The following is a 23,832-nucleotide window of genomic DNA, read 5'->3' as shown; positions in this document are numbered from 1 at the left end:
ACATGACTCAGTGTTTACCTCACCATTTAGTCAAGCTTGATACATTAGTTCAACTGCTTAGATGGAGGTCCGTTGAACAACCGGAACGGCTAGCCTACACCTTCCTGACGGACGGAAAAACTGAAAGTTCCACCTTGAGCTATGCCGATCTCGATCGCCAGGCAAGGGCGATCGCCGCTCTCCTGCAACAGCAAAATGCATCAGGAGAAAGGGTGCTATTGCTCTACCCACAAGGATTAGAAGTAATGGCGGCATTTCTAGGATGCCTCTATGGTGGCGTAATTGCGATTCCGGTGCCGCCGCCGGATGCGGGTCGGCTGAAGCGAACTCTGCCTCGACTGCGAGCCATCGTCCAAGACGCTCAAGCGACAGTTGTTCTGACGAATGCCCGAATTCTTTCGATTTTTGAGGAAGCAGGGCTGGAGTTTCCTGAATTTTCCACAATACGCTGGCTCGACACTGAACAGGTTGATCTTCAGCTAGCTGAATCTTGGCAGGAGCCAGCGATTAACAGCGACGATATTGCTTACCTGCAATACACTTCTGGCTCAACGTCCACGCCAAAAGGAGTGATGATTACGCACAGGAATGTGATGCATCATTCGGCTTATTTGCAGAGAGCCTGTGGGTACGACTCAAACAGCGTTACAGTCACCTGGATGCCCTACTTCCATGACTATGGCTTGGTCGAAGGGTTGATCCAACCGCTCTACAACGGTACTCCCTGCTATGTGATGTCTCCGTTTGCCTTTATTAAGCAACCGGTTCGCTGGCTTCAGGCGATTTCGCGCTATCAGGCGACTCACAGTCAGGCTCCAAACTTTGCCTATGAGCAGTGCATTCGACGGGTCAAGCTCGAACAGCGAGATGCCTTAGATTTAAGCAGTTGGCGGGCGGCAGGAAATGCAGCCGAACCGATTAACCCAAGGGTTTTACGGCAGTTCTTTGAATATTTTGAACCCAGTGGCTTCCGATGGGATGCGTTTGCGCCTGCCTATGGATTGGCAGAGGCAACCCTGCTTGTAACCACCAGTCCACGTCCTTCAGAGCCTGTAGTCTGTGTGCTTGACCCAGCCGCACTGGAACGCAATCGCATTGTTGAAGCCTCAGATGAACAGGACGTGGTGCGAATCATCGCAGGCTGCGGTCGTCAGGTCTGTGAAACTCAGATTGCGATTGTGAACCCTGATACGCTGACTCGCTGTCCCCCAAACGAGGTGGGCGAAATTTGGGTGGCTGACGCTGGTGTGGCAAAGGGCTACTGGCAGCGTCCTGAGGAAAGCGATCGCACCTTCCGCGCTCAGATTGCGGATTCCCAGGAAGGGCCGTTTTTGCGAACGGGCGACCTCGGCTTCCTTCAAGACGGAGAACTATTTGTCACGGGACGGATCAAAGACTTAATCATCATTCGTGGCACAAACCACTACCCCCAAGATATTGAATGGACGGTTCAGCAACTCCATCCGGCTTTGCGCCCTGACTATGGCGCGGCATTCTCCATTGAGATAGACGGAGAAGAGCGACTGGTTGTGGTGCAAGAGGTGGAACGGCAGCAGCAAAACATTGATTTTGATCAGGTGATTGGCGAAATTCGACAGGCGATCGCCGAACAGCATGAGCTTCAGGTTTATGCAGTTGTGCTAGCCAAGCCCGGAAATATTCTCAAAACCTCCAGCGGCAAGATTCAGCGTCGTGCCTGCCGGACTAGCTTCTTAGCCGGAACGCTCGATGTGCTAGAAGACTGGAGCGAAAACCCGCAAATTCGAGCCAGCTTCAGAAACTTGCAGGGCGATGTCAGTTCGCTGCTAGAGCAAGTGCAAGTCGCCAAAGCCTAAAAGTTTCAAAATCCTGTCACCTCCCTGGCAACGTTTCACCTGAAATCTCAAGTTTTCAAGTTCTCGAAGTTTTGTTCCTCATCCTTTGCTCCTCATCCTTGGTTGGAGAGATCAATGCATCCACCGGAAAGATCAATGCATCCACTCAAACAATATTGGCTCGCTGAAGAACTGGAACGCGATCTGGGCGATCCCTGCAATCCAGAAAGCGTGATGTCGTTTAAGCAGGTGATTGAGCTGGACGAACTCGAAGCATTTCCTGAAGCTGAGTTGACCTGGCTTTATAACTGGAAACTGCATCACTACTACATTCCAACGAACTGTGGCGGAGAGTTTACCTCCTTTGAGGAATTCATCGCCTTTGTGCGAGTCATGTCGCGGCGTGACCTGACCACTTCCATTTCTTTCACCACTCTGTTTTGGTCGTTTCTCACCTGGATGGCAGGGACGGAGGCACAAAAGCAAGAGCTAGCCCAGTTTATGAAAGACACGAATGGGGCAATGTGTCTTTCCTATTCTGAGCGGGCACACGGGAGTGACCTCCTCGCTGGCGATGTAACCGCAACTAAAGTTCCTGGTGGCTATTTGTTGAATGGTGAGAAGTGGCCGATCAATCGCGCCACCATTTCTGGAGTCACTTTCGTATTGGCGAAAACGGATGCAGAAGCAGGAAGCCGCAGCCTGTCTTTGTTCATGGTGAAGAAAGCGGAGCTTGACCCAGCAACCTATAGCAATTTACCCAAGATTAAAACTCACGGAATTCGCGGCTCTGACATGAGCGGTATCCGTTTTGATGACTGCTTTATTCCCGAAAAGATGCGACTGGGTAAAGAAGGAGTAGGGCTAGAGCTGGCGCTCAAAGGGTTTCAGATTACTCGTGCTCTTTGTGCTGCCTTCTCTCAAGGGGCTGCTGACACTGCACTGAAAACCACCCTGAAGTTCACGTTAGGGCGGCAACTGTATGGCAAAACCGTATTTGATATTCCCCATCCTCGGCGCACTCTGGTAGACGCTTTTCTAGATATTTTGATTTGCGACTGTGCCAATATCGGCGCAGGCAGAGGGTTTCACGTTGTTCCAGAACAGTTCAGCGTTTGGTCGGCAGTGGTGAAGTATTTTGTCACCGTGACGCTAGAGAAGATGGTGCAGGATGTCTCGGTGGTGTTGGGCGCACGCTATTACATGCGCGAGGAACATGACTTTGGCATTTTCCAAAAGGTGATGCGGGACAACGCGATTATCAGCGTGTTTGACGGCAGCAGCATTGTGAATCTGCATTCTCTGATTCTGCAACGACGGCATTTAGCCAAATTCCGTGCGCGGCGGGATGCTCAGAGTATGGAGGCGATCGCCACCCGCCTACAAACCACATTCACGCTCGATCAGCCTGTTCCCCAATTTGCTCCAGAGCGGCTGGAGCTATTTAGTCGAGGTGCAGATGATGTGCTTCAAGGACTGGAAATCGCTTTGGAGCAGCTTCAGGCACTCGAACCGCCCGACTTAGAACCAGAAGTTTTAGAGCAGATAGAAGCGTTAACTCACGCTGTTTTAGCAGAGTTAAACGCACAGGATGATTTCCTGGGAACTGCTGCCTTTGAACATGGTCACGACCAGTCGCCGGAGTCGTTTGAACTGGCGAAAAAGTATTGCACCCTCCATGCTGCTGCTGCCTGCGTTCACATGTGGTTGCATAACCGCAAAACGTTAGGTGAGTTTTTTGCCAATGGCAGATGGTTGGCGCTGAGCTTGCGAAGGCTGTTGGTAGCGGTTAACCCCGCTCTAGACTTGCCGCCCCGCCTGGACGATGAGCCGCTCGCCCAGGAATTGCTCAGGCTTTATGGCGAAGATCGGATGTTTTCGATTGTTCCTTTTCAATTAGCTAAATCAGAAGTTCAGGAGAATCCTATTCATGCAATTACAGAACTCCAGCTCCAAGCCCAGTGATGTATTGGTTCAAGCGGATCTAGCTCAGGAGAATAGTGAGGCGATCGCCATTGAGACGATTCAAACCTGGCTCGTCAATCAGTTGGCAAAGCAGCTTTCACTTTCTGCCCCATCGATCAAAGTTGAGGAACCTTTAACCCGTTATGGGCTGGACTCGATCGATTCCGTGACGATTGTGGGTGATATGGAAGATTGGCTCGGTGTAGACCTGCCTTCAACCCTGCTTTGGGACTATCCCACGATTGAGAAAGCCGCTACCTATCTGGTGCAGGAAATGAACATTGCTCCAGGAGCGATCGCTGCTGAGCCAGAAACACCCGTTCAGCCCACTAAGGAAACTGCTGGGAAATGGAGTCTGTGGGGACGCGGGAAATAGCTGTAGGCGTGTGTTACGCGCAAGCCTGTGAGGATCAGAATAACTCGCGTTTACACGGTGGTTTCTAAGCGCAAGTTACAGAAGAGATTTGGATTGAAGTGAGTGTAAGCCGATAATTTTTGAGACTGGGGAGGAAGTCGATTGAACTTCTCTGAATTCTCCTTTTGGTGGGTTTTGTTGCTGGTTGGGTCAGCATTCTTTGCAGTGCGCTATGTCGGCAAGCAGCTTAACCTCTGGCGAGGGGTGTTTGACAGCATTGGATTGATGGCGCTGTCGCTTACGCTTTTTGTGAATGCCAGCACCTCTAGCTTTGTTATCTTTTCGTTTGAGATTGTCTTTAACTATCTGATGGTGCGGCTGATGTTTAGCCGTCAAGGATGGCAGGCAAAGGCGATCGCCACTGCTGTAATTGGGTTTGACATAGCCATTCTGGCGTATTTTAAATACCTCAACTTCTTTGTTGAAGATGTGGTTGGGCTGGTGGCTCCGGCGATCGCCACCTCCTGGCAAGACAAAAGCATTCCCGGATTAGGGGCAATTCCGCCTGGGCTGTCGTTTTACACCTTTCAAATGGTGGCGTTTGTCGTAGATTCCTACACCAGCAAACGCAAGCAGTCATTAGGATTTATTGACTACGTCAACTTCGTCTCATTCTTTCCACAAGTGGTTGCTGGTCCGATTGAGCGACGGTCAGACCTGCTTCCTCAGATTGAGTCTTTCCGGTTTAAGTTCACCGCCGACAATTTTGAGGCAGGCTTTCGCTGGTTGGCACTGGGTCTGTTTATGAAGTTTGTTTTGGCGGATAACATTTCTCCATTCATCAACTTAGAAGAAACCGCTAACGCATGGCTCGTCTGGTTTTCTGCCTATTTATTTACCCTCAGAATTTACTTTGACTTTGCTGGATATAGCTTTATTGCGCTGGGGTTGGCTCGAATTGTGGGCGTGCGGCTGACGCCCAACTTTCTTGCGCCTTATACTTCACAGAGCATTAATGAGTTTTGGCGACGCTGGCACGTTACCCTAAGCACCTGGTTTCGGGACTATGTGTTTTTGCCGCTAATGGGGTCTAAAAAGCAGTGGGCGGCGTTTTTTCTATTTATCACTTTTACCCTTTCGGGCTTCTGGCATGGGGCAGCGTGGAACTTTATCATTTGGGGTGCCTATCACGGGCTATTATTGCTGGTTTTGAGATATGCCGGTCGTCCTTTCTACCGCTTTGTTGGACAGTACTTTCCTACGCCGCAGTTTATCTCTTGGGCACTGACCTTCGGCTCTGTGATTCTTGGCTGTCTGTTTTTCATGGAAACTGATATCGGGCGACTGGGGCAAAAGCTGCAAACGCTAGTTAATCCATTCACCTATTCGTTCTCCAATTTAGGTGGGGCGATCGCCTCTTTTAGTTTCAACGAGGGTAGCGCTTTACTCCTGACTCTGGCATTGGCGACCGGGGTACTGCTGTTTGAACATGTTGCCGTCTGGCAGAAGCGAGGGGAATATGACCTGCTGCTGTCGCCCTGGATGTCGAGAATTTTGCTGGCTTTGACGATTTTGCTGGCAGCGAATACTCCGTCTGAATTCATCTACTTTGACTTTTAGGCAGTGATTAGACCCATGAGAAAGCAGCTTAGCTTTGCAACCTGGATTTTGGCAGCGGGTTTAGCCTGGTCAATCGGCTATCTCTACAACGTTCGCTATGGCGGCGAGTTGAGTTGGCTGCGGATGATGTATGAGCGCAAAATGGCGATCGCTGCTGAAGTCGAAGCTCCCCAACGAGTAATCATTCTGGGCGGCTCTGGCGCTCACTACACGGTCGATGCAGAACTGATGCAGCAGGAATTGGGGATTCCGGTAATCAACCTGGGACTCGACGGGCCAATTGGTTTGAACGTGCTGTTGCCCAGTGTGATGGATGTAATTCAACCTGGAGATGTGGTGCTGCTGATTCCTGAGTACCTGATTTTGCTGGATGAGGATGGTTTGGGCGATCGCTCTGGTGCATTCGGTATGGCGATCGGACAACCCGGTTTAGGAGACATTCCGCTCAAACAACTGACTCATGATGCCCTGCTGTTGGGAATTCCCACCCTGCGAGCCGTGACTAAATCAACCTGGGATGTAGCGCAGTACGGTGAAATGCGAGGCTACTACTCCGATCCGATTTCGGCGAATGGTGACCCCACCGCGCTAAAGCAGCGCACCAATTCCTCCTGGTGGCAAATGCGGATTAAAGATACCGTTTCCGATCATGCTCTGGAGCAGATTTCCCAATTTCGCCAGCAGGTTGAAAGCAAGGACGCAACTCTAGTGTTGGGATTGCCCTGGATCTACGCCAGCCAAGATGCCGAAACGCTCGAAAACGTGCAGGAAACTGCCGCAGCGCTAGCTGAAATTGCTCCTGTGCTTTACAACTCGGACTCTTTAAACCTGCAAACTGACTCCAGCCTGTTTGCTGATACACACTATCACCTGAATCAGGATGCGCGTAACTTGCGATCGCGAGAGTTAACGCAACAGCTTGAACCCGTCCTGGATACGATCGCTGAAAGTCAGCTCTAATTTGAAATCGAGGGATCTCCATGCTCAACCCAAATACGCATATTTGCATCCTTGGAGGCGGTTTTGGAGGTCTTTATACCGCTTTGTATTTGCAACGGTTCTCAGGTTTGAAGAAATGTCGGGTGACGCTGGTTGACCCCAAACAGCACTTTCTGTTTACGCCGCTGATGTATGAGCTAGTTACAGGTGAACTTCAACAGTGGGAAATTGCACCCTCATTTCACAGCCTGTTGCAGGGAACCCATGTGAAACATCGCCGAGACACGGTGGAAACGGTTGATTTAGGGGAACGGCGAGTCAAGCTTCAATCAGGGAAATCACTGACTTACGACTATCTGGTGCTGGCAGTCGGCAAAGAGACTGACCTGGGAGCCGTTCCGGGTGCAGCAGAACATGCTTATCCATTTCGCACACTAGCCGATGCTCAACATTTGCGGGAACAGCTTCGATTTTTGGAAGCCTCTGAGCGACAGCAAATTCGGATTGCGATCGTGGGTGGCGGACCTAGCGGTGTGGAGTTAGCAGGCAAGCTAGCCGATCGCTTGCAAAAACGGGGGCAAATTCGCCTGATCGATCGCGGCGATGACATTCTCAAATCTTTTTCACGCGCCAGCCGCATCACCGCCTATCGGACTCTTGGTGCAAAGGGAGTTCAGGTTGATTTGCACACTTCCATTGCTGAAATTGGTGCAGATTGGATTGCTGTCAAGACGCAAGGTGAAGCGAGCCGGATAGGGATAGATCTGGTGCTTTGGACAACCGGAAATCAGCCAATTGAGTGGATTCGCAACCTGGAGTGCGATCGCAACTCACAAGATCAGTTAATCGCGCATCCTACCCTTCAGCTTCAGGGTTATCCCGAAGTGTTTGTCCTGGGCGACCTGGCAGATGTGCGAAATGCGCGAGGGCAGCAGGTGCCCGCGACTGCACAGGTGGCATACCAGCAGGCAGACTGCGCTGCTAAAAACCTCTGGGCAATCCTGCAAAATCGTCGCCCTAAGCCGTTCCGCTATCTGCATTTAGGCGAAATGATCACGCTCGGCACAGATGCGGCAGCGGTTTTCAGTTTTGGCATGAGCTTGAGAGGACGATTGGCGTGTATGGTGCGTCGCCTGGTGTATCTGCAACGGTTGCCGACGCTACGTCATCGCCTGCGAGTAATTAAGCATCAGTTGACCCGATGGCTGCCAGGAAAAAAATCTAAGAGCTTGCAGAGAGCTGCGAATTCTTCTGCTCCAACGGGTGTGGGACAGACCCATTCGACTCAAAGGGGCACAGCATCCGTCCGCTCAGAGCCGATTGATTTAGAAAAGTCAGCTTGGCGATCGCCAGACAAAAAACAGATTAATCGTTAATTTCGCTTCCTTTTGCAAATCCCTAAAACATCCTTGATTGAGGTGCAATGTTTATGACCTTTAGCTCACCTAAATCTAAACCTGTTTTTTATAAAAAGCTTGAGGAAATGTTTGGGCTGGATTTGCGATCGCTTGCCCTGTTTCGCACGGGTTTAGCGGTAATTCTGCTGGCAGATTTGGCGATTCGAGCGGGTGATCTGGCGGCTCACTACTCAGACGCGGGTGTGCTGCCGCGATCGCTTCTTCAGGAAGTTGCCCGAACTGGCTACTGGTCAATTCATGCGCTTAGCGGCGCGCCTCTGTTTCAAGGATTTCTGTTTTTGCTAGCGGGTTTCTTTGCCCTGCTGATGCTGGTCGGTTACCGCACTCGCATCGCCGTAATCGCCTCCTGGGTGCTGTTGATCTCGCTGCACAACCGCAACCCTGCTCTGATTTTTGCCGCCGATGATGTCCTCCGGGCCCTGATGTTTTGGGCAATGTTTTTGCCGCTCGGTGCTTGCTACTCCATTGACAGCGCCCTCAATACTTCAAAAGAACGACTACCAGAACGCATTCTCACAGGAGCAACCGTTGCCCTGATTGTGCAGCAATGTTTCATTTACATCTTCTCGGCGCTGATTAAGGCAAAAAGTCCCGTTTGGCTGGATGGCAGCGCGGTTTACTATGCGCTCAGCTATGACCAATACGTCACCCCGTTTGGCGCATTTCTGCTCAACTTTCGTCCGCTGCTGAGCCTGTTTACCCATTCCACGATGATTTTGGAATGGTTCGGGCCACTGCTGATTTTCTTTCCCTTTCGCACCAGCTTCTTTCGCAATCTTGCCATTATCACCTTCATCTCATTGCACATCGGCTTTGGGCTAACCCTGAATCTGGGAATTTTTCCCTTCCTCAGTTGCTTTAGCTGGCTAGCATTCATTCCCAGCGAAACCTGGAACCGCTGGCAGAAGCGCATTTCTACTCCAGAACGCCAGGGGCTACAGATTTATTACGACGCAGACTGTGGTTTCTGCAAAAAGGTGGTTTATCTGCTTCGCACCTTTTTGGTGCTGCCAGGAACCCCTCTGTTAATGGCACAAGATGACCCTAGCATTCACGCTGATATGCAGGCGCAAAACTCCTGGGTAATCGTGGACTGGATGGGCAATCGCCGCTTTAAGTTTGAAGGCATTATCTATGTGGTTAGCCTGTCTCCGGTGTTGGGTTGGCTTGCGCCTATTCTTTCTCTAAGTCCATTAAAGGCTGCGGGAAACAGGTTTTATGAGGCGATCGCCACCAACCGCAAATTTGCAGGCAACTTCACCAAACCCTTCAAGTTTCGCCCGCTGACGCTGCGTCCCTCACGAGCGATCAGTGCGATCGTGCTGGTGCTGTTGTTTTACACCTTCCTCTGGAATCTCAGCAGCTATGCGCCCGATGCCTTCAAGCGTAGAACCTGGCACAGAACCGAAATTGTGGGGCGTGTCACTCGGCTTGACCAGTCGTGGAGTATTTTTGCGCCCAGTCCGCCCAGAGACGATGGCTGGCATGTGATTCCAGCCCAATTAGCTGACGGTAGCGAGGTCGATATTTTTAGGAACGCCCCCCTGGATTGGGAGAAGCCGAGTCTTGCCACTCGCAGCGAGATTTACCAAAACATGCAGTGGCGCACCTATTTCATTAATCTCAATCGGGCGATCGGTGAAAAGCTTTATCCCGGCTACGGTCAGTATCTCTGCCAAAGCTGGAACGCCAATCACAGCGCTTCCCAGCAGATTGAAACCCTGGAAGTCTACTTCATGAATGAACGCACTGTTCCTCCAGGGGAAACCCAAACCGTAGAGCAGGAATTGGGTTGGCAACAGACCTGTTCTAAATGACTTTCACCTGAAGGAATTTAAAGCCATGCTAGACCAAATTGCTGAAGCCCAAACGTCTTCGCTAAAAAGCTACAGAATCGCTGTTTTATTACCCTGTCGAAATGAAACCCTGACCATTGCTCGGGTCGTTTCAGAATTTCAGTCAGCCCTGCCCGAATCTGAGATTTATGTGTACGACAATCGTTCAACCGACGATACGGCAGAGCAAGCCTCAAAAGCAGGAGCCTTTATCCGCTATGAGCCCCAGCCGGGTAAGGGCAACGTGGTTCGCCGCATGTTTGCGGATATTGATGCCGATATTTACGTGATTGCTGACGGAGACAATACCTATGAGGCGGCAGCGATCAGACATTTGGTGGACCGATTGCTCACCGAAAACCTGGATATGGTTGTTGGGGCGCGTCGGATTGCGCCTGAAGATGTAGCAGCTTACCGGCGCGGACACCGGGGTGGCAATCTGTTTTTGACCTCTTTCGTGCGAATGCTATTTGGGGCAAAGTTTACCGATATGTTGTCTGGCTATCGAGTCTTTTCCAGACGCTACGTTAAGTCGTTTCCGGCTCTGTCGAATGGGTTTGAGATTGAAACAGAATTTACGATTCATGCCCTGGAATTGAAAATGCCGTTTGCTGAAGTGCCGACCCGCTATGGCTCTCGTCCTCCAGGTTCGACCAGCAAACTCAAGACCTTTACAGACGGATGGCGAATTTTGGGCACGGCGTTGCTGTTGTTTAAAGAGGTTCGCCCCTTTCTATTTTTTACGCTGATCTTTCTGGGACTAGCAGTCCTGTCTTTAATCCTGGCTATTCCCATTGTCAAAACATTCCTGGAAACTGGGCTGGTGCCTCGCTTCCCGACCGCAATTTTGGCGGCTTCAATTATGCTGCTGGCGTTTCTGAGCCTGACCTGCGGGTTAATTCTCGACTCGGTAGCACGGGGTCGTCGCGAAGCCAAGCGGATGGTTTATCTCGCTTACCCGCTGATTCAGGCGAGACAGATTTTGGAACAGTTTCATCATGGCTAAGCAACAAGTCCAACAGTGGCGTAGCTGGATTCGGGGGGGCGTAGGACTCCTGTTTGGAGCTGTTTTTCTGTGGTTAGCATTTCGCCAAACCAGCCTGGAAAAAGTGGCAACCGTCTTTGCTCAGTCGCATGGGAATTGGCTAATCGCTGCTGTAGCATTCTACGCAATGAATATGGTCGTGAGAATTATGCGGTGGCGATCGCTCCTACGTGAGGTAAAAGTCCTGCCGTTTGCCGCTGTGGGAATTGCCCTTCTAGTTGGGTATGCAGCAAACAATATCTTTCCGGCTCGGCTGGGAGAAATCTTTCGAGCCAACTTTGTAGGACGACGCTATCAACTGTCGCGAACGGCGATCGCTGGCTCAATTCTGGTTGAGCGCGTTCTAGATGGGCTGGTCGTAGTGCTATGTATGCTGCTGGGAAGAGTCCTGTTTGCCAAATCGGTAGTCTTGCTAGATACGCTGACGATCGCAGGTGGATTGCTCTTTGGCGGCATCTTTGCCGTGATTTGGGTGGTGGGACGCGGTGAAGGAGTGGGGCGGTTGCCCTTGCCGTCGGCGATCGCCACTCGGCTTCAAAGTTTCCGTCAGGGGTTAAGCGTTCGACCTGGCTCTAGTTTTGGGCGAGCAGTCCGGCTATCGCTCCTGGTGTGGCTGCTAGAAGGAATCACGCTGTGGTGCGTGCTGAAGTCGGTCAATGTCTCCTTGGGATGGCAGGCGATGCTTTTGATGATTGGAGTGACGAGTCTTAGCACGCTGATTCCCTCGGCTCCTGGTTTCGTCGGCACCTATCAATATTCCTATTCCTTTACTCTGGGGCTGTTTGGCTACGATCCGGCTCAGGGAATTGCGGCGGCAACCGCCTTTCAGGTGTTTTTGTTTGGATTGGTCACATTAGTGGGGCTGGGAATCTACACCTATCTGTCAGTGAACAAGCCTGTTAAACGATATGGAAATTAGCTAGAGCTTCAAGATTCCTATTTGGCATTTCTCTATTAGGAACGAACAGTTCTCAGGTGGGGCATTCTTTTATGAAATTTCTCAAAGAAAAAATTAGCAGCATTCTTTTGATCGCTTTGCTGTGGACAGCGGTAATTAATTCCGGCACCCTCGGCACCTTGGACACCGACCTGCGGCTTCAAATGGCTCATGCTTGGTGGACGGGTACGGAGGAAATTCAAGTATCTCCAGACGATACGCCTATTGTGCGGGGTGACATTCGGTTTGGGGTCATGGGAGTTGATGGCAAGCGGTATATCGCCTATGAGGAAGGGCAATCGATCCTGATGTTGCCCGGTGACTGGGTTGGAACGCAGTTACACCATTTGCTGCCCATCGCCGATCAGAAGACGATGCGAGATTGGGCGGTCAATTTCCTGATTTTTGTGCCTCTGAATGTCGCTGCTGTCGCTGCCTGCTACTGGCTGATCAAACTGTTTGGCTTTAAGCAACGCACAGCAGCTTTGGCTGCGATCGCCTGGTTTCTAGGCACTACCCTGTTGCACTATGCTCAGGTGCATCAGCACAACAATCAGGTGTTATTGCTGGTGACGTTGGGGTATGGCGCGGCTCTGTCTTATGTTTTGCGCGATCGCCCTCTGCTCGCCTTTCTCAGTGGTCTGGCTCTGGGCGGCACAGTTCTCATTCGCATTACCAGCATCATTCACGGGTTAACTGTAGCCCTTTTTCTTACCGGATGTTTGGCTTACAGGCGACGTGACTTCACCAAAGTACTGCATGGGTTAGGGCTGTGGGTGGCAGGCTTTATTCCCTTTGTGCTGCTGGGTCGCATCATGGACTACTTCCGCTATGGCAGTCTGTTTGCCACGGGCAAGAGCATTGAGCAACAGCAACTGACGACCGACCCCGCTTGGAATGGACTACCCGATTTGCCTGACGGATACCCACTGATTAATGATCCGCATGTTGGTATTCTCGGTCCCTTAATTTCCCTGTCAAAAAGCATCTTTATCTACGACCCGCTGCTGCTGCCCTGTTTGATTTTGGCAGTGGTGTTTTGGAAAAAGCTGACTCCTTACATTCAGTGGTATCTAGTTACTATGACCGTCAATCTGGGTTTGCATCTGGTAGCCTATAGCCGATTTGTCTTCTGGCACGGGGACTCTGCCTGGGCCGCTAGATATCACGTCACGTCGGTACACTTGCTTTTGATTCCGCTGGTCGCAGTTCTGATCCAAACGCTGAGACAAGCTAAAACCTGGAAAGCCTGGTTACTGAAAACTGTAGTGGCGATCGCCATCATGGTTCAACTGGCTTCAGTGGCTATGCCCATGAATCTAGAAATTTATCAGACGAACGTGGGAATGCCCGGTTCTCGTCTAGAATTTCGTCTGGCTCAGCGAATCAGCAACCTGGTCTGTTTAGTGGAGGGCTCCTTCTCTAAAGCCTGCACTAAACAGCATCCAGATAAGGAACAGTATCTCGAACATCTAAATCACCTTGCATTTCTGCCATTTACTTACAGCCAGCAGGCAGAAGACGATGTGGTATACCCCCTCTCTATTTTTCTATTTTTACTGTGGGGAGTTCTCCTGGCATTTGCCCTTGTGGTGACACTCAAATTTGTCTTTATTTGAAGTAGCCAAATGCTTGGTCAAGTCAATTCGACAGCGCCTACTAAATTCACGTTTGAGCAGATCAACTGAGTGATTAGTAGACTTCCTGCATCCCAGCAAGGTAGGGTTTTGAGAATGGATTTTTGTGGTTCGCGTGAGAATGCAATCCTTCTCAACCAAAAAACACTGGCGCACCTGGGTGCGGGGCACTTTGGGGCTGCTGTTTGGAGCGCTCTTCTTGTGGCTAGCCCTCCGTCAGACGAGTTTAACCGAAGTTAGCAGCATTCTCTCCCAGTCACACGAGGGTTGGCTGATGGTGGCTTTAGGCTGCTACAGCATCAGCATGGTTGTGAGAATAGTTCGCTGGCAAACTCTCCTTCAAGACGTTAAGGCATTTTCCTTTCGCAAGGTGGGAACAGCCTTGCTGATTGGCTATGCCGCTAACAACCTTTTGCCTGCTCGATTAGGCGAAATCTTTCGGGCGGATTTTGTTGGAAGGCGACATCGGGTTTCTCGATCAGCGATCGCTGCCTCCATTCTCCTGGAGCGCGTGCTAGATGGGTTAGTCGTTGTCTCCTGCCTGATTTTAGGCCGAGCCTTCATTCCCAACCAGCCTGTTCTGCTTAACACCCTGTCCATTACAGGTATGCTGACCTTTTGCAGTATTTTCCTTTTGCTTTGGCTGTTGGGCAGAGGCTATGGAGTGAAATGGCTAACCCGATTTCCACCTGCTATCACCAGTCGCGTTCAAAGTTTTCGCAAAGGCTTAAGCGTTCGCCGTACCTCCAGCTTTAGCAAAGCAATCGGCCTCTCCCTAGTGATCTGGCTATTAGAAGGGCTGGCGTTGTGGGCAGTCTTGAGGTCTGTTCAGGTTTCGCTAGCATGGCAGCAAATTTTAACCATCCTGGGTGTAACCAGCCTGAGTACGCTAATTCCCTCGGCTCCGGGTTACGTTGGCACCTATCAGTATGCCTATGCGTTCACGCTAGACTTGTTTGGTTATGAACCCGCCCAGGGAATTGCCGCAGCAACTGCATTTCAAGTTTTTCTATTTGGTAGCGTCACCCTGATTGGCCTCGGATTATATCTCTACATCAGCTTGCTAAAACCTCAACCACCGTCTGAGATGAATGGTCAAAAATGAAACGGGGAAGCGCCCCCACTGGGGGCGCTTCCCCGTTTCTACAAGATTGAGTAAAGTTGAAAAAACTATGATGATGAAAAAAAATACCTTTGCGGACATCCATGACCGATCTCAGCGTTAACCTCAATCGAGTTGCCCTACTGCGAAACTCACGAAACATTGGCATTCCCAGCGTTGTGAAAGCGGCGAGAATTGTGTTGGATGCAGGTGCCTATGGCGTTACGGTGCACCCCCGTCCTGACCAGCGCCATATTCGTCCTTCGGATGTGGATGATTTATCGGAACTGTTAAGCCAGCACTATCCGCAGGCGGAATACAACATTGAAGGGAATCCGCTGGAACTGCCCTTTATGGATATTGTCTGTCGCGTTAAGCCAGATCAGTGTACGCTCGTGCCCGATTCACCCGATCAGGCAACGTCGGATCATGGTTGGGATCTAACGCGAGATAGCGATCGCCTCATTCCTATCATTCAGCAATTGAAAGACAATAACATTCGCGTCAGCTTGTTTATGGATGCTGACCCTGCACCCATGGCGCAAGCTAAAAAAATTGGGGCTGATCGGGTTGAACTGTACACCGAACCGTATGCCACTGCCTTTCGAGAGGGGCAAGCAGATGCAATTCTGCCCAAATACATCGATGCAGCTAAAGCCGCTCTAGAAGCTGGATTGGGCATTAATGCAGGGCATGATTTGAACCTAGAGAATCTGGGCAAGTTCTGTGAACTTGTGCCCAATGTGTTAGAAGTATCAATTGGTCATGCGCTGATGGCAGAGGCTTTAGAGATGGGGTTATTGGATACTGTGAAAGCCTATTTAGAGATTTTGTCTCATACCACTTCCAAAAATTAGAGCCACAAATGGAAGGGCACCCCGCGACGCGGGGTGCCCTTCCATTTGTGGCTTGTTTTTGTTAAAGACGGTACGGGACCTTACTCTTCTACAAAGACTGTCGCGTTGCCTTCTTCGTCCATGTAAACGGCATTGCCTTCTTCATCTACATAAACAGCATTACCCTCGCTGTCAAGCACGGTTGTGCTACCGTCTACGTCTTCGTGAACCACATTACCTTCGCTGTCTACAGCGGTGGTGCTGCCTTCTGCATCAACGTGAGCCGCATTACCGTCACTATCTACGGCTGTTACGCTTCCGTCTTCATGCTCATACACTTCTACATCTTGAGCCATTACAGGTAGGCTGAGAGCCAAACTATACAGAGCAATGCCGCCAATCAAAAGTAGATTTTTCATGAAAATGTCCTTCTAAACCTTCTTCAGTTCTACTTCTAATGGATTCGGTTTGATATGCGAGGAATTACGGCTTTTTCGGTGTGGAGTAAAATTCTATACCTAAAATCAAAAAATTGCTTTGTGAGAATTGGGGTGGTTTTTGATTGTTTAGTAGACAAAGTGTAAATGCGATCGCCATCTAAACCGCGTTAGGCTAAATCTAGAGATACAAACATCTGTTGATACTGATATGGATTTTCCCAGTCTTGATTCTGAAACGATTGATCGCATTATTGAGATGGCATGGGAAGACCGTACCCCATTTGAGGCGATCGAATACCAGTTTGGGCTATCAGAAAAAGAAGTGATTGCACTGATGCGGCAAAAGATGAAAGCGTCAAGTTTCAGGATGTGGCGTAAGCGAGTGAGTGGTCGCAAAACCAAACATTTGAAGGAACGGGACTTTCTGGTGGGACGGTTGCGATCGCAAAACCAAAAGGGATCCTGATACCAAAAAGGTCATCCCTCTAACAACTGCTGGACTGAAATTTCAACTTCTAGAAACGCTAACGGGTTAATTGTTCCAGCCGTTAACACACGTTCCGACTGATAATCGACATTTCAACGATTTCTCCGTTTAATAACTCTACCTGTCGGTGCTCCAGAAGTCCGACCTCAATCATGCGGTGGTACTCATCTAGGGTCCATTTGGCGATCGCTACACTCATCCCAGCTTCCTCCCTATACAAAGGGGTTTTTCTTATTCTAAGGAGCGGGAAGTCGAAACAATCAGACTGGCAGTAATCCTTCACCTGCAGTTAAATGTTGCGATTAACCGAGCTTACATTTCAATGAAAAACCCGGACGTGCCGGGTTCTCTACACTATTAGGAGATTTACTATGCCTTAACACATTCAGTATTCCCAAATGAAGCGGAGCGATCGCAATCGCAAATTTAACGTCCTTGAAGAACCTGTGCAGCAGTGAGTTCCAATGTTCCCAAAAGAGGAGAGGCGATCGGAACATTTCCTTCATACACCTTCTCTTCGTACAGCCCTTCTACCCATTCCAAAATTGTGACTCGTTGCTGCGCTGGGTCAACAATCCAATATTCTGAAATACCTCGTGCTGCATACTCCGATCGCTTGTAGCGATAGTCTCGATTTCCCTGTCCTGGACTCACTACCTCGACGACTAACATCGGGGGAGGCATATCGGGCATTACAGTCGACCGACGGGCTCCTTCCAATGCTGCTGCTAACTCTTCTGACAGCACCATCAAATCGGGGAAACGTGTTGTTGCTCTTGAACCGCTAACTACAATTTCAGTTCCAATCCTTAACCGATAGGGCGGAATGTTTTGTTGTAGGAAAAAAGCAAATAACAAGGATGCAATTCGTCGATTCAAATCGCTCTCTGGCGGCATTACAACTAGTTCCCCATCCTCCAGCTCATACTGAGTGTCTGTACCATCGTCATAATTGAGGTATTCCTCAAGCGTCATTTTTTGGGATGCAATGGTCATCGTAGCCATGCCTCCTGGGAGCAGGTATGTTGATTATCCTAGCAATGCTAAGACACAAAATTAGCTTGGGTTGGTTGCTTGATCGATCGCAGCTTCCGTAGAATCTAATCCTGTCAGTAAGTTGACGTTAACGTCAAAGTTGTGATACAAGTAAATCGTGAACGAAAAGATGCGGATAGGAGAACTTGCAGAACGGGCTGGCGTTACGCCTCGCACGATTCGCTATTACGAAAGCCTGGGGTTACTTGGGCCAAGTGAGCGCGAAGGGACGGGGTTTCGATATTACACCGAAGCTGAGCTATCTCGACTGCAAACGATTCACAACCTCAAGGGTTTGGGGCTGAGCCTGGAAGAAATCGGTACAGTGATTCCACTTTACTTTGAAGACCCTACTCGGCTGAGCGGCAAACGCAAGATTGTGGAAATTCTCAATGCCCATCTGCGGGAAACGGATGAAAAGATAGAAGGCTTGACCCGTTTTCGCTCTGAGCTACAGACCAACATCACTCGTATCCAAAAATGGATCGATGAGCATAGCGAGAGTCAGTAGATCTTTCACCTGTTAGTCTAACTTGACGTAGAGAAGTCTTTTCACTGAACTTTTACCTATCAATTTTTTCAACGTTTGTTTTGTATTCAAAGTATGACGTTAACGTAAAGGTTGTAAGGAAATAAAGAGATAAAGCACAGGTTTCAAGGTTCTTGTGGAAGGGTGAACATTTCATTGGAGTATCTAGCTATGGTGTCTTTTCAGCACTTGTCTAAACCGTTATCAGAAGCCAGTCGATTTGAGCGAGGTTTAAGTAAGCTTAAAGAGATAGACGGGGCTGCGGGCGATCGCGTGATTGAAAGCTTGCAGCAGATTGCTCCCGATCTAGGGCGTTACATTATTGAGTTTCCGTTTGGAGACATTTACTCCCGTCCGGGATTAGATTTGAAGTCCAGAGAAATTGCTACGATCGCTGCTCTGGCTGCGCTAGGCAATGCCCATCCTCAACTCAAAGTTCACATTCATGGCGCTTTGAATGTAGGATGCAGCCGCGAAGAAGTGATTGAAGTGCTGATGCAAATGGCAGTGTACGCCGGATTTCCTGCTGCTCTAAGTGGGATTGCTGTAGCGGGAGAAGTATTTGCTGAACGGGATAAAGAGGAACCTCACAACTAGCTGTTCACAAGCCATTAACTTGGTTACCCATTCATTAATAGAGCCATTAGGAGAAATAGATGTCCGACAAACTAGCGGGTAAAGTTGCGATCGTGACTGGTGCTTCTTCGGGAATTGGTGAGGCAACGGCACTGGCATTAGCCGATGTGGGAGCAACGGTGGCGATCGCCGCCCGACGAAGCGATCGCCTGGAAGCTTTAGCGAAGCGTATTCTTGACCAGGGTGGAGAAGTTTTATCCATCACCGCAGATGTATCAGACGAAGCACAGGTGAAAGCAATGGTGCAAAAAACTCATGCCGAATATGGCAGGGTTGATATCCTCGTTAACAATGCAGGGGTAATGCTGCTAGGCATGATTGATGGAGCAAACACCGAAGACTGGCGACGCATGATCAACATCAATGTGTTGGGGTTGATGTATGCCACTCATGCTGTTTTACCAATCATGAAAGCGCAGGGGGCAGGACATATTGTAAATATCTCATCCGTAGCAGGTCGATTTGCCAATGCTGGGACGGGTGTCTACAACGCTACCAAATGGGCGGTTGGAGCATTTTCAGAATCATTGCGAAAGGAAGTTTATCAGAACAACATTCGGGTCACAATCATTGAACCTGGACTGGTGGCAACGGAATTACCACAACATATTACTGATCCGAGTGCAAAGGGGCGGGCACGCCAGTTTTATGGTTCAGTGAAAGCCCTGGAAAGCGAGGATATTGCAGTGGCGATCGCCTATGCCGTGACGCAACCATCCCACGTTAATGTGAACGAGATCTTGATTCGTCCTACAGAGCAAGAACGTTAATTCGCTCAATAAATTCCCATGACAGACCATCCCGCCTGGTATTACAACGACATACAGCAGGTCGGTACTGACTTTGAGGATATGACTCAAGTTGCAACCTACGACCGCAATCAAACTTCTTCGAGTGTGGAGGAAGAACAACAGTTAGTCACGCAGTTAGGCATTTCAACAGGGCAAACTGTAATTGACTTTGGTTGTGGAACGGGGACTTTTGCAATTCAAGCGGCGATCGCAGGTGCCCATGTTTATGCAATTGATGTTTCTCATTCAATGCTCACCTTCGCTCGACAAAAAGCACAACTGTCAAACGTTTTGAGCCGCATCGAATTTCATCATGGTGGGTTTTTAACTTACGAACACGCTGCTCCAGTAGATGTCATCGTCACCCAAGCCGCTTTACACCACTTGCCAGATTTTTGGAAGATGGTGGCATTTCTCCGCATGGCTAACATGCTTAAACAGAATGGCATCTTTTATCTGTGGGACACTGTGTTTTCATTTCATCCAGCGGAACATCAAACCCGCATTGATGCTTGGATTCAACGGGTTGCAAAGCCTCTAGGTGAAGGTTGGACTGCTCAAGATTTTGCCACTCACGTTCGTGAAGAATACACCACTTTTGGCTGGATTCTTGAACGTATGTTGACTGATGCTGGATTCACCATTGAAACAGCGAACTACCTAACGCCTGAATATGCCGAATACATTTGTAGAAGAGGATGAGAGATGAAGGCGATCGCCGATCAAACAATTCTGATTACTGGAGCAACGGATGGCATTGGTAAACAAACCGCTCATGATTTAGCCCAAATGGGTGCAACTGTTCTGCTTCACGGGCGCAACCAAGAACGGGCAGAATCTGTACTTCATGAGATTCAGTCGGCAACAGGAAACAACAAACTGAAATATTACGCGGCAGATTTGTCCTCCCTTGCCGAAGTGAGACAGCTATCAGAAGCAGTACAGTCTGATCATGAGCAGCTAGATGTTCTCATCAACAACGCTGGAATAGGTGCAGGTAAACGCACAGATATCACTCGTGAATTAAGCCAGGATGGTCATGAGTTGCGCTTTGCAGTGAATTATCTCGCCCCTTTCCTGCTGACTCATTTGCTGTTGCCCAGTTTACGCCGCACAACACCTGCTCGAATTGTCAATGTTGCCTCTGTAGGGCAAAGCCCTATCAACTTTGATGATGTCATGATGGTGCGACAGTATGACCCGATGCGAGCCTATTGTCAGAGCAAACTTGCACTCATCATGTTTACTGTTGATCTAGCTGAACAGCTTAAGCCTGAACAAGTTACAGTCAATAGCCTACATCCCGGATCACGTCTCGATACCAAAATGGTGCGTGAGATGTTTGACTCAGCTTGGGGCACCGTACAGTCAGGTGCAGATGCTGTGGTCTACGTTGCGACTGCATCAGAATTGGAAGGCATGACAGGCAAATATTTTGACCAGAAAGATATGGAGCCAGCGATCGCTCAAGCCTATGATTGCGAAGCTCAAACTAAACTTTGGCAACTGAGTGAAACGTTAACTGGACTAGCGGTACTGCACTAATTAACTGAGTCAGTTGTTGAGTCAGTTAGGAACATAACGATTAGGAAAATAATAGGAACATAACAATGAAAACTCGCAAATTAGGTAATCAAGGACTCACTGTTTCAGAACTCGGACTCGGCTGCATGGGCATGTCAGAGTTTTATAGCGGACGCGACGAAGAGGAAGCGATCGCCACTCTTCACCGCGCCATTGAACTCGGTGTCACCTTCCTGGACACTGCCGATATGTATGGCCCGTTCACCAATGAAAAACTTGTAGGTAGAGCCATCAAAGACTGTCGCGATCAGGTTATTCTCGCCACCAAGTTTGGCAACGTTCGCACTGAGGATGGCGGTTGGGCAGGCATTAGCGGTAAACCTGAATATGTGCGTCAGGCTTGTGATGCTTCACTGAAGCGATTGGGCGTAGATGTAATTGACCTTTACTATCAGCACCGGGTTGACTCAACCGTTCCAATTGAGGATACCGTTGGCGCAATGGCAGAGCTAGTGCAGCAGGGCAAAGTAAGATATTTAGGACTCTCTGAAGCTGCTCCAGCGACAATTCGACGTGCTCAAGCAGTGCATCCGATCAGCGCCCTCCAGACTGAATACTCACTTTGGAGTCGTGACCCTGAAGATGAAATTTTGCCAACCTTGCGTGAACTGGGCATCGGCTTTGTACCTTACAGCCCGCTCGGTCGCGGTTTTCTCTCAGGGCAAATCACTCGTCTGGAAGATCTGGCAGAAGATGATTACCGCAGACAAGCACCTCGCTTTCAAGGTGAGAATTTCCAGAAAAATCTGCAAGTGGTGGATCAGGTGAAGGCGATCGCTCAGGAAAAAGGTGTCACCCCTAGTCAACTTGCCCTAGCATGGCTGCTGGCGCAAGGCGACGATATTGTTCCCATTCCGGGCACAAAGCGGCGGCAATATCTGGAAGAGAATGCCGGAGCTACAGAGATTACACTCACTGCTGATGATTTAAAGCGAATAGATGCAGTTGCGCCAAAAGGTGTGGCAGCGGGCGATCGCTACTCTGACATGAGCACTGTGCACCGTTAGAACACTTTCTGAGAACACTTCCTGTGTGAATCGATTCTGACTAATCAAAATCGGTTCACACAGTTCTATCTATAAACAGGAATGATGATATTTTAGTCATCACTTTCACCCTTAAGGATTCATGCAAATCAATCTCCCTGAAGTGGTTGCAGAAGTGACGGCAGCCTTTCAACGCTATGAAGCTGCTCTTGTTAGCAATAATGTAGCTGTATTAGATGAGTTGTTTTGGAATAGCGCTCACACTATTCGCTATGGTGTAGCTGAGAATTTGTATGGTTATGAGGCGATCGCCACCTTCCGCGCTAATCGCCCTGATGCTAATCTTAGTCGCACCTTAAAAAACACGGTGATCACCACATACGGACAAGACTTTGCAACTGCAAACACTGAATTTCAACGGCAAGGCTCCGACAAAATTGGGCGACAAAGCCAAACCTGGCTCAGAACTCCTGAGGGCTGGCGTGTGGTTAGCGCCCACGTGTCTCTAATCGTCCTTTAACACCAAAACTCCGCCATTGACCTGATAGTCTTCACCGACATATCCCGTGCGGTCATACAAAATTTGGTGGATATGTTGATCTAGTACCACCTCATCGGAAATTTGGGGACGGTAATAATCTTTCATTGCTTCCTCGATGCCTATCTCATCCAGGCGATCGTGGAGTGCTGTGCTGTTGCCGCTGAAGTAAGCCGAACGAGCAAGGTCATCCTGTAAAAATTCCATGATGATGCCCGAGGGCACGCCCCCAATTACCAATCGCCCTTGAACAAATAAAATCACAACTACGCCCACTACAAATACACCGGCAAGATAAGCAAACGCAGTAATATTTTGCCGAGAGCGAGTTGCAGCTTGGCGATCGGGTGTGCTGTAACGTGCAGGTTGGCTTTTCTTCATAGTGACAAGTGAGCACCAAAATATAGGTATAGATCGCCACTAGTTTGGCTTATTAAAATTGAACCTGGGTAGCTTTCAGAATAAATTTTTCGTGTAGAAATACCGTTCCCCTAGTTCTTAGACTTACCCGTAAAGGGATGGGTTGAGAACTAGAGGAGCGAGAATTAGATAGTGAGAATTTCTCATGTTTGTGGTATGCTGAGAACGTGAAAAATCCTCACAATTTTTATGAGCACAAAATTTTGGCATGACCACTCCGCCGTCACCTGGCTCCGAATCCTTGCGCCATTTACCTCAGCAAACTCGGAGTCAGGAACGGTTTAACCGTATTTTAGAAGCAGCGGCGCAGGTCTTTGCCGAAGTGGGCTATGAGAAAGCCTCTACGGAGGCGATCGCCACCCGAGCTAGCACCTCAATCGGCTCCCTTTACCGCTTCTTCCCAGACAAGTCCGCCATTCTCTACGCCCTAGCCGAATCCTACGCTGAGCAGCTACGAGAAGTTTTAGCAGAAGCGTTTGCTCCCGCTCTGTCGCATTTGCCCTTAACTCAAGTAATTAATCAGGCAGTTGACGATTTCGAGCAGTTTTACATTACTCAGCCAGGGTATCAGGTCGTATTCGCTCAAACGCGCCTATCACCAGACTTGCAGAAGTTAGACAAACGGCTCGACTCCGAAATTGCCCTACACCTAGAGAAGTTTCTGGCTGCAAGGCAATCTACCCTTTCCCCCGAACAGATCAGACTAGTAGCCTTGATTAGCGTCGAAACTGCTGGGTCACTTCAAATTCTCTCCCTCACCCAAACCGAAGCCTTTCGCCAACAAGTCATGTCCGAAACCAAAACCCTACTAACCCGCTACCTGCACCCCCTCTTTCCTGACCCGCCTCCTAATCCCTAATCCCCATTTCCACTACACTATGTA

Annotated in this window: 24 protein-coding genes and 1 pseudogene; 21 read left to right on the top strand and 4 right to left on the bottom strand. The window is 49.4% G+C overall.

Features of this window, described 5'->3' with window-relative positions:
- Positions 1-2: 2 nt before the first annotated feature.
- From H6G00_RS21615 to H6G00_RS21560, 12 genes are all read left to right on the top strand, one after another.
- The gene (locus H6G00_RS21615) at positions 3-1,835 is read left to right on the top strand and encodes a fatty acyl-AMP ligase (protein ID WP_190798325.1); all 1,833 of its coding nucleotides are present in this window, start codon (positions 3-5) and stop codon (positions 1,833-1,835) included.
- A 135-nt stretch (positions 1,836-1,970) separates the two neighbouring features.
- Positions 1,971-3,779 (top strand): acyl-CoA dehydrogenase, encoded by a 1,809-nt coding sequence (locus tag H6G00_RS21610; RefSeq protein ID WP_190798324.1) that lies wholly within the window; start codon positions 1,971-1,973, stop codon positions 3,777-3,779.
- Positions 3,745-4,155, top strand: coding sequence for an acyl carrier protein (locus tag H6G00_RS21605; protein WP_190798323.1), 411 nt, complete (start codon positions 3,745-3,747; stop codon positions 4,153-4,155). Before H6G00_RS21610 ends, H6G00_RS21605 begins: the two co-directional genes overlap by 35 nt.
- Before the next feature lie 141 nt (positions 4,156-4,296).
- Entirely contained in the window at positions 4,297-5,754 is a 1,458-nt protein-coding gene (locus tag H6G00_RS21600) for an MBOAT family protein (protein ID WP_190798322.1), read from the top strand.
- A 15-nt stretch (positions 5,755-5,769) separates the two neighbouring features.
- A complete protein-coding gene (locus H6G00_RS21595) occupies positions 5,770-6,714 on the top strand; it encodes a hypothetical protein (protein ID WP_190798321.1) in 945 nt (314 codons plus the stop codon).
- Positions 6,715-6,734: 20 nt separating this feature from the next.
- Positions 6,735-8,069: an NAD(P)/FAD-dependent oxidoreductase gene (locus H6G00_RS21590; protein WP_190798320.1), complete on the top strand. Its 1,335-nt coding sequence runs from the start codon at positions 6,735-6,737 to the stop codon at positions 8,067-8,069.
- A 53-nt stretch (positions 8,070-8,122) separates the two neighbouring features.
- On the top strand, positions 8,123-9,928 hold the full coding sequence (locus tag H6G00_RS21585; protein ID WP_190798319.1) for an HTTM domain-containing protein: 1,806 nt from the start codon (positions 8,123-8,125) through the stop codon (positions 9,926-9,928).
- Positions 9,929-9,953: 25 nt separating this feature from the next.
- Positions 9,954-10,952 (top strand): glycosyltransferase family 2 protein, encoded by a 999-nt coding sequence (locus H6G00_RS21580; RefSeq protein WP_190798318.1) that lies wholly within the window; start codon positions 9,954-9,956, stop codon positions 10,950-10,952.
- Positions 10,945-11,910 carry a lysylphosphatidylglycerol synthase transmembrane domain-containing protein gene (locus tag H6G00_RS21575; protein ID WP_190798317.1) on the top strand — a complete coding sequence of 322 codons (966 nt, stop codon included), beginning with the start codon at positions 10,945-10,947 and terminating at the stop codon, positions 11,908-11,910. Before H6G00_RS21580 ends, H6G00_RS21575 begins: the two co-directional genes overlap by 8 nt.
- A gap of 71 nt (positions 11,911-11,981) precedes the next feature.
- Positions 11,982-13,547 (top strand): hypothetical protein, encoded by a 1,566-nt coding sequence (locus tag H6G00_RS21570; RefSeq protein WP_190798316.1) that lies wholly within the window; start codon positions 11,982-11,984, stop codon positions 13,545-13,547.
- Between the two features lie 139 nt (positions 13,548-13,686).
- A complete protein-coding gene (locus tag H6G00_RS21565; RefSeq protein ID WP_190798315.1) occupies positions 13,687-14,670 on the top strand; it encodes a lysylphosphatidylglycerol synthase transmembrane domain-containing protein in 984 nt (327 codons plus the stop codon).
- A gap of 101 nt (positions 14,671-14,771) precedes the next feature.
- The gene (locus tag H6G00_RS21560; protein WP_190798314.1) at positions 14,772-15,524 is read left to right on the top strand and encodes a pyridoxine 5'-phosphate synthase; all 753 of its coding nucleotides are present in this window, start codon (positions 14,772-14,774) and stop codon (positions 15,522-15,524) included.
- Between the two features lie 80 nt (positions 15,525-15,604).
- Here the strand turns inward: H6G00_RS21560 and H6G00_RS21555 are convergent, their stop codons facing one another.
- Positions 15,605-15,922, bottom strand: coding sequence for a hypothetical protein (locus H6G00_RS21555; RefSeq protein WP_190798313.1), 318 nt, complete (start codon positions 15,920-15,922; stop codon positions 15,605-15,607).
- A gap of 229 nt (positions 15,923-16,151) precedes the next feature.
- On the opposite strand from H6G00_RS21555, the gene H6G00_RS21550 reads away from it, so the two are divergent.
- Positions 16,152-16,409 (top strand): TIGR03643 family protein, encoded by a 258-nt coding sequence (locus H6G00_RS21550; protein WP_190644172.1) that lies wholly within the window; start codon positions 16,152-16,154, stop codon positions 16,407-16,409.
- Between the two features lie 106 nt (positions 16,410-16,515).
- Here H6G00_RS21550 and H6G00_RS21545 read toward each other — a convergent pair.
- Together H6G00_RS21545 and H6G00_RS21540 are read right to left on the bottom strand one after the other, a co-directional pair.
- Positions 16,516-16,629, bottom strand: a pseudogene (locus H6G00_RS21545) (Uma2 family endonuclease); the annotation flags it as partial.
- Between the two features lie 227 nt (positions 16,630-16,856).
- On the bottom strand, positions 16,857-17,426 hold the full coding sequence (locus tag H6G00_RS21540; protein WP_190644182.1) for a Uma2 family endonuclease: 570 nt from the start codon (positions 17,424-17,426) through the stop codon (positions 16,857-16,859).
- Positions 17,427-17,595: 169 nt separating this feature from the next.
- Here H6G00_RS21540 and H6G00_RS21535 point away from each other — a divergent pair, with 169 nt between their 5' ends.
- The 7 genes from H6G00_RS21535 to hpxZ all read left to right on the top strand — a co-directional run bounded on the left by H6G00_RS21535 (position 17,596) and on the right by hpxZ (position 22,511).
- On the top strand, positions 17,596-17,976 hold the full coding sequence (locus tag H6G00_RS21535) for a MerR family transcriptional regulator (RefSeq protein WP_190644183.1): 381 nt from the start codon (positions 17,596-17,598) through the stop codon (positions 17,974-17,976).
- Positions 17,977-18,165: 189 nt separating this feature from the next.
- On the top strand, positions 18,166-18,591 hold the full coding sequence (locus H6G00_RS21530) for a carboxymuconolactone decarboxylase family protein (protein ID WP_190798312.1): 426 nt from the start codon (positions 18,166-18,168) through the stop codon (positions 18,589-18,591).
- 59 nt (positions 18,592-18,650) lie between these two features.
- A complete protein-coding gene (locus tag H6G00_RS21525) occupies positions 18,651-19,400 on the top strand; it encodes an SDR family NAD(P)-dependent oxidoreductase (protein ID WP_190798311.1) in 750 nt (249 codons plus the stop codon).
- Between the two features lie 18 nt (positions 19,401-19,418).
- The gene (locus H6G00_RS21520) at positions 19,419-20,123 is read left to right on the top strand and encodes a class I SAM-dependent methyltransferase (RefSeq protein ID WP_190798310.1); all 705 of its coding nucleotides are present in this window, start codon (positions 19,419-19,421) and stop codon (positions 20,121-20,123) included.
- A gap of 3 nt (positions 20,124-20,126) precedes the next feature.
- Positions 20,127-20,966: an SDR family NAD(P)-dependent oxidoreductase gene (locus H6G00_RS21515; protein ID WP_190798309.1), complete on the top strand. Its 840-nt coding sequence runs from the start codon at positions 20,127-20,129 to the stop codon at positions 20,964-20,966.
- 65 nt (positions 20,967-21,031) lie between these two features.
- Entirely contained in the window at positions 21,032-22,012 is a 981-nt protein-coding gene (locus tag H6G00_RS21510; RefSeq protein ID WP_190798308.1) for an aldo/keto reductase, read from the top strand.
- 121 nt (positions 22,013-22,133) lie between these two features.
- Entirely contained in the window at positions 22,134-22,511 is a 378-nt protein-coding gene (gene hpxZ, locus H6G00_RS21505) for an oxalurate catabolism protein HpxZ (protein ID WP_190798307.1), read from the top strand.
- Here the strand turns inward: hpxZ and H6G00_RS21500 are convergent.
- Positions 22,497-22,910: a hypothetical protein gene (locus H6G00_RS21500; protein WP_190644179.1), complete on the bottom strand. Its 414-nt coding sequence runs from the start codon at positions 22,908-22,910 to the stop codon at positions 22,497-22,499. The two genes, hpxZ and H6G00_RS21500, sit on opposite strands and share 15 nt — an antisense overlap.
- A gap of 247 nt (positions 22,911-23,157) precedes the next feature.
- On the opposite strand from H6G00_RS21500, the gene H6G00_RS21495 reads away from it, so the two are divergent.
- On the top strand, positions 23,158-23,808 hold the full coding sequence (locus H6G00_RS21495; protein WP_190644180.1) for a TetR/AcrR family transcriptional regulator: 651 nt from the start codon (positions 23,158-23,160) through the stop codon (positions 23,806-23,808).
- The last annotated feature ends 24 nt before the right edge of the window (positions 23,809-23,832 follow it).

It is taken from the genome of Leptolyngbya sp. FACHB-541, from assembly GCF_014695875.1.
Classification (GTDB): domain Bacteria; phylum Cyanobacteriota; class Cyanobacteriia; order Elainellales; family Elainellaceae; genus JAAUTN01.
The sequence above is the reverse complement of the archived record's forward strand: the minus strand, read 5'-3'. Positions and strand labels throughout refer to the sequence as shown.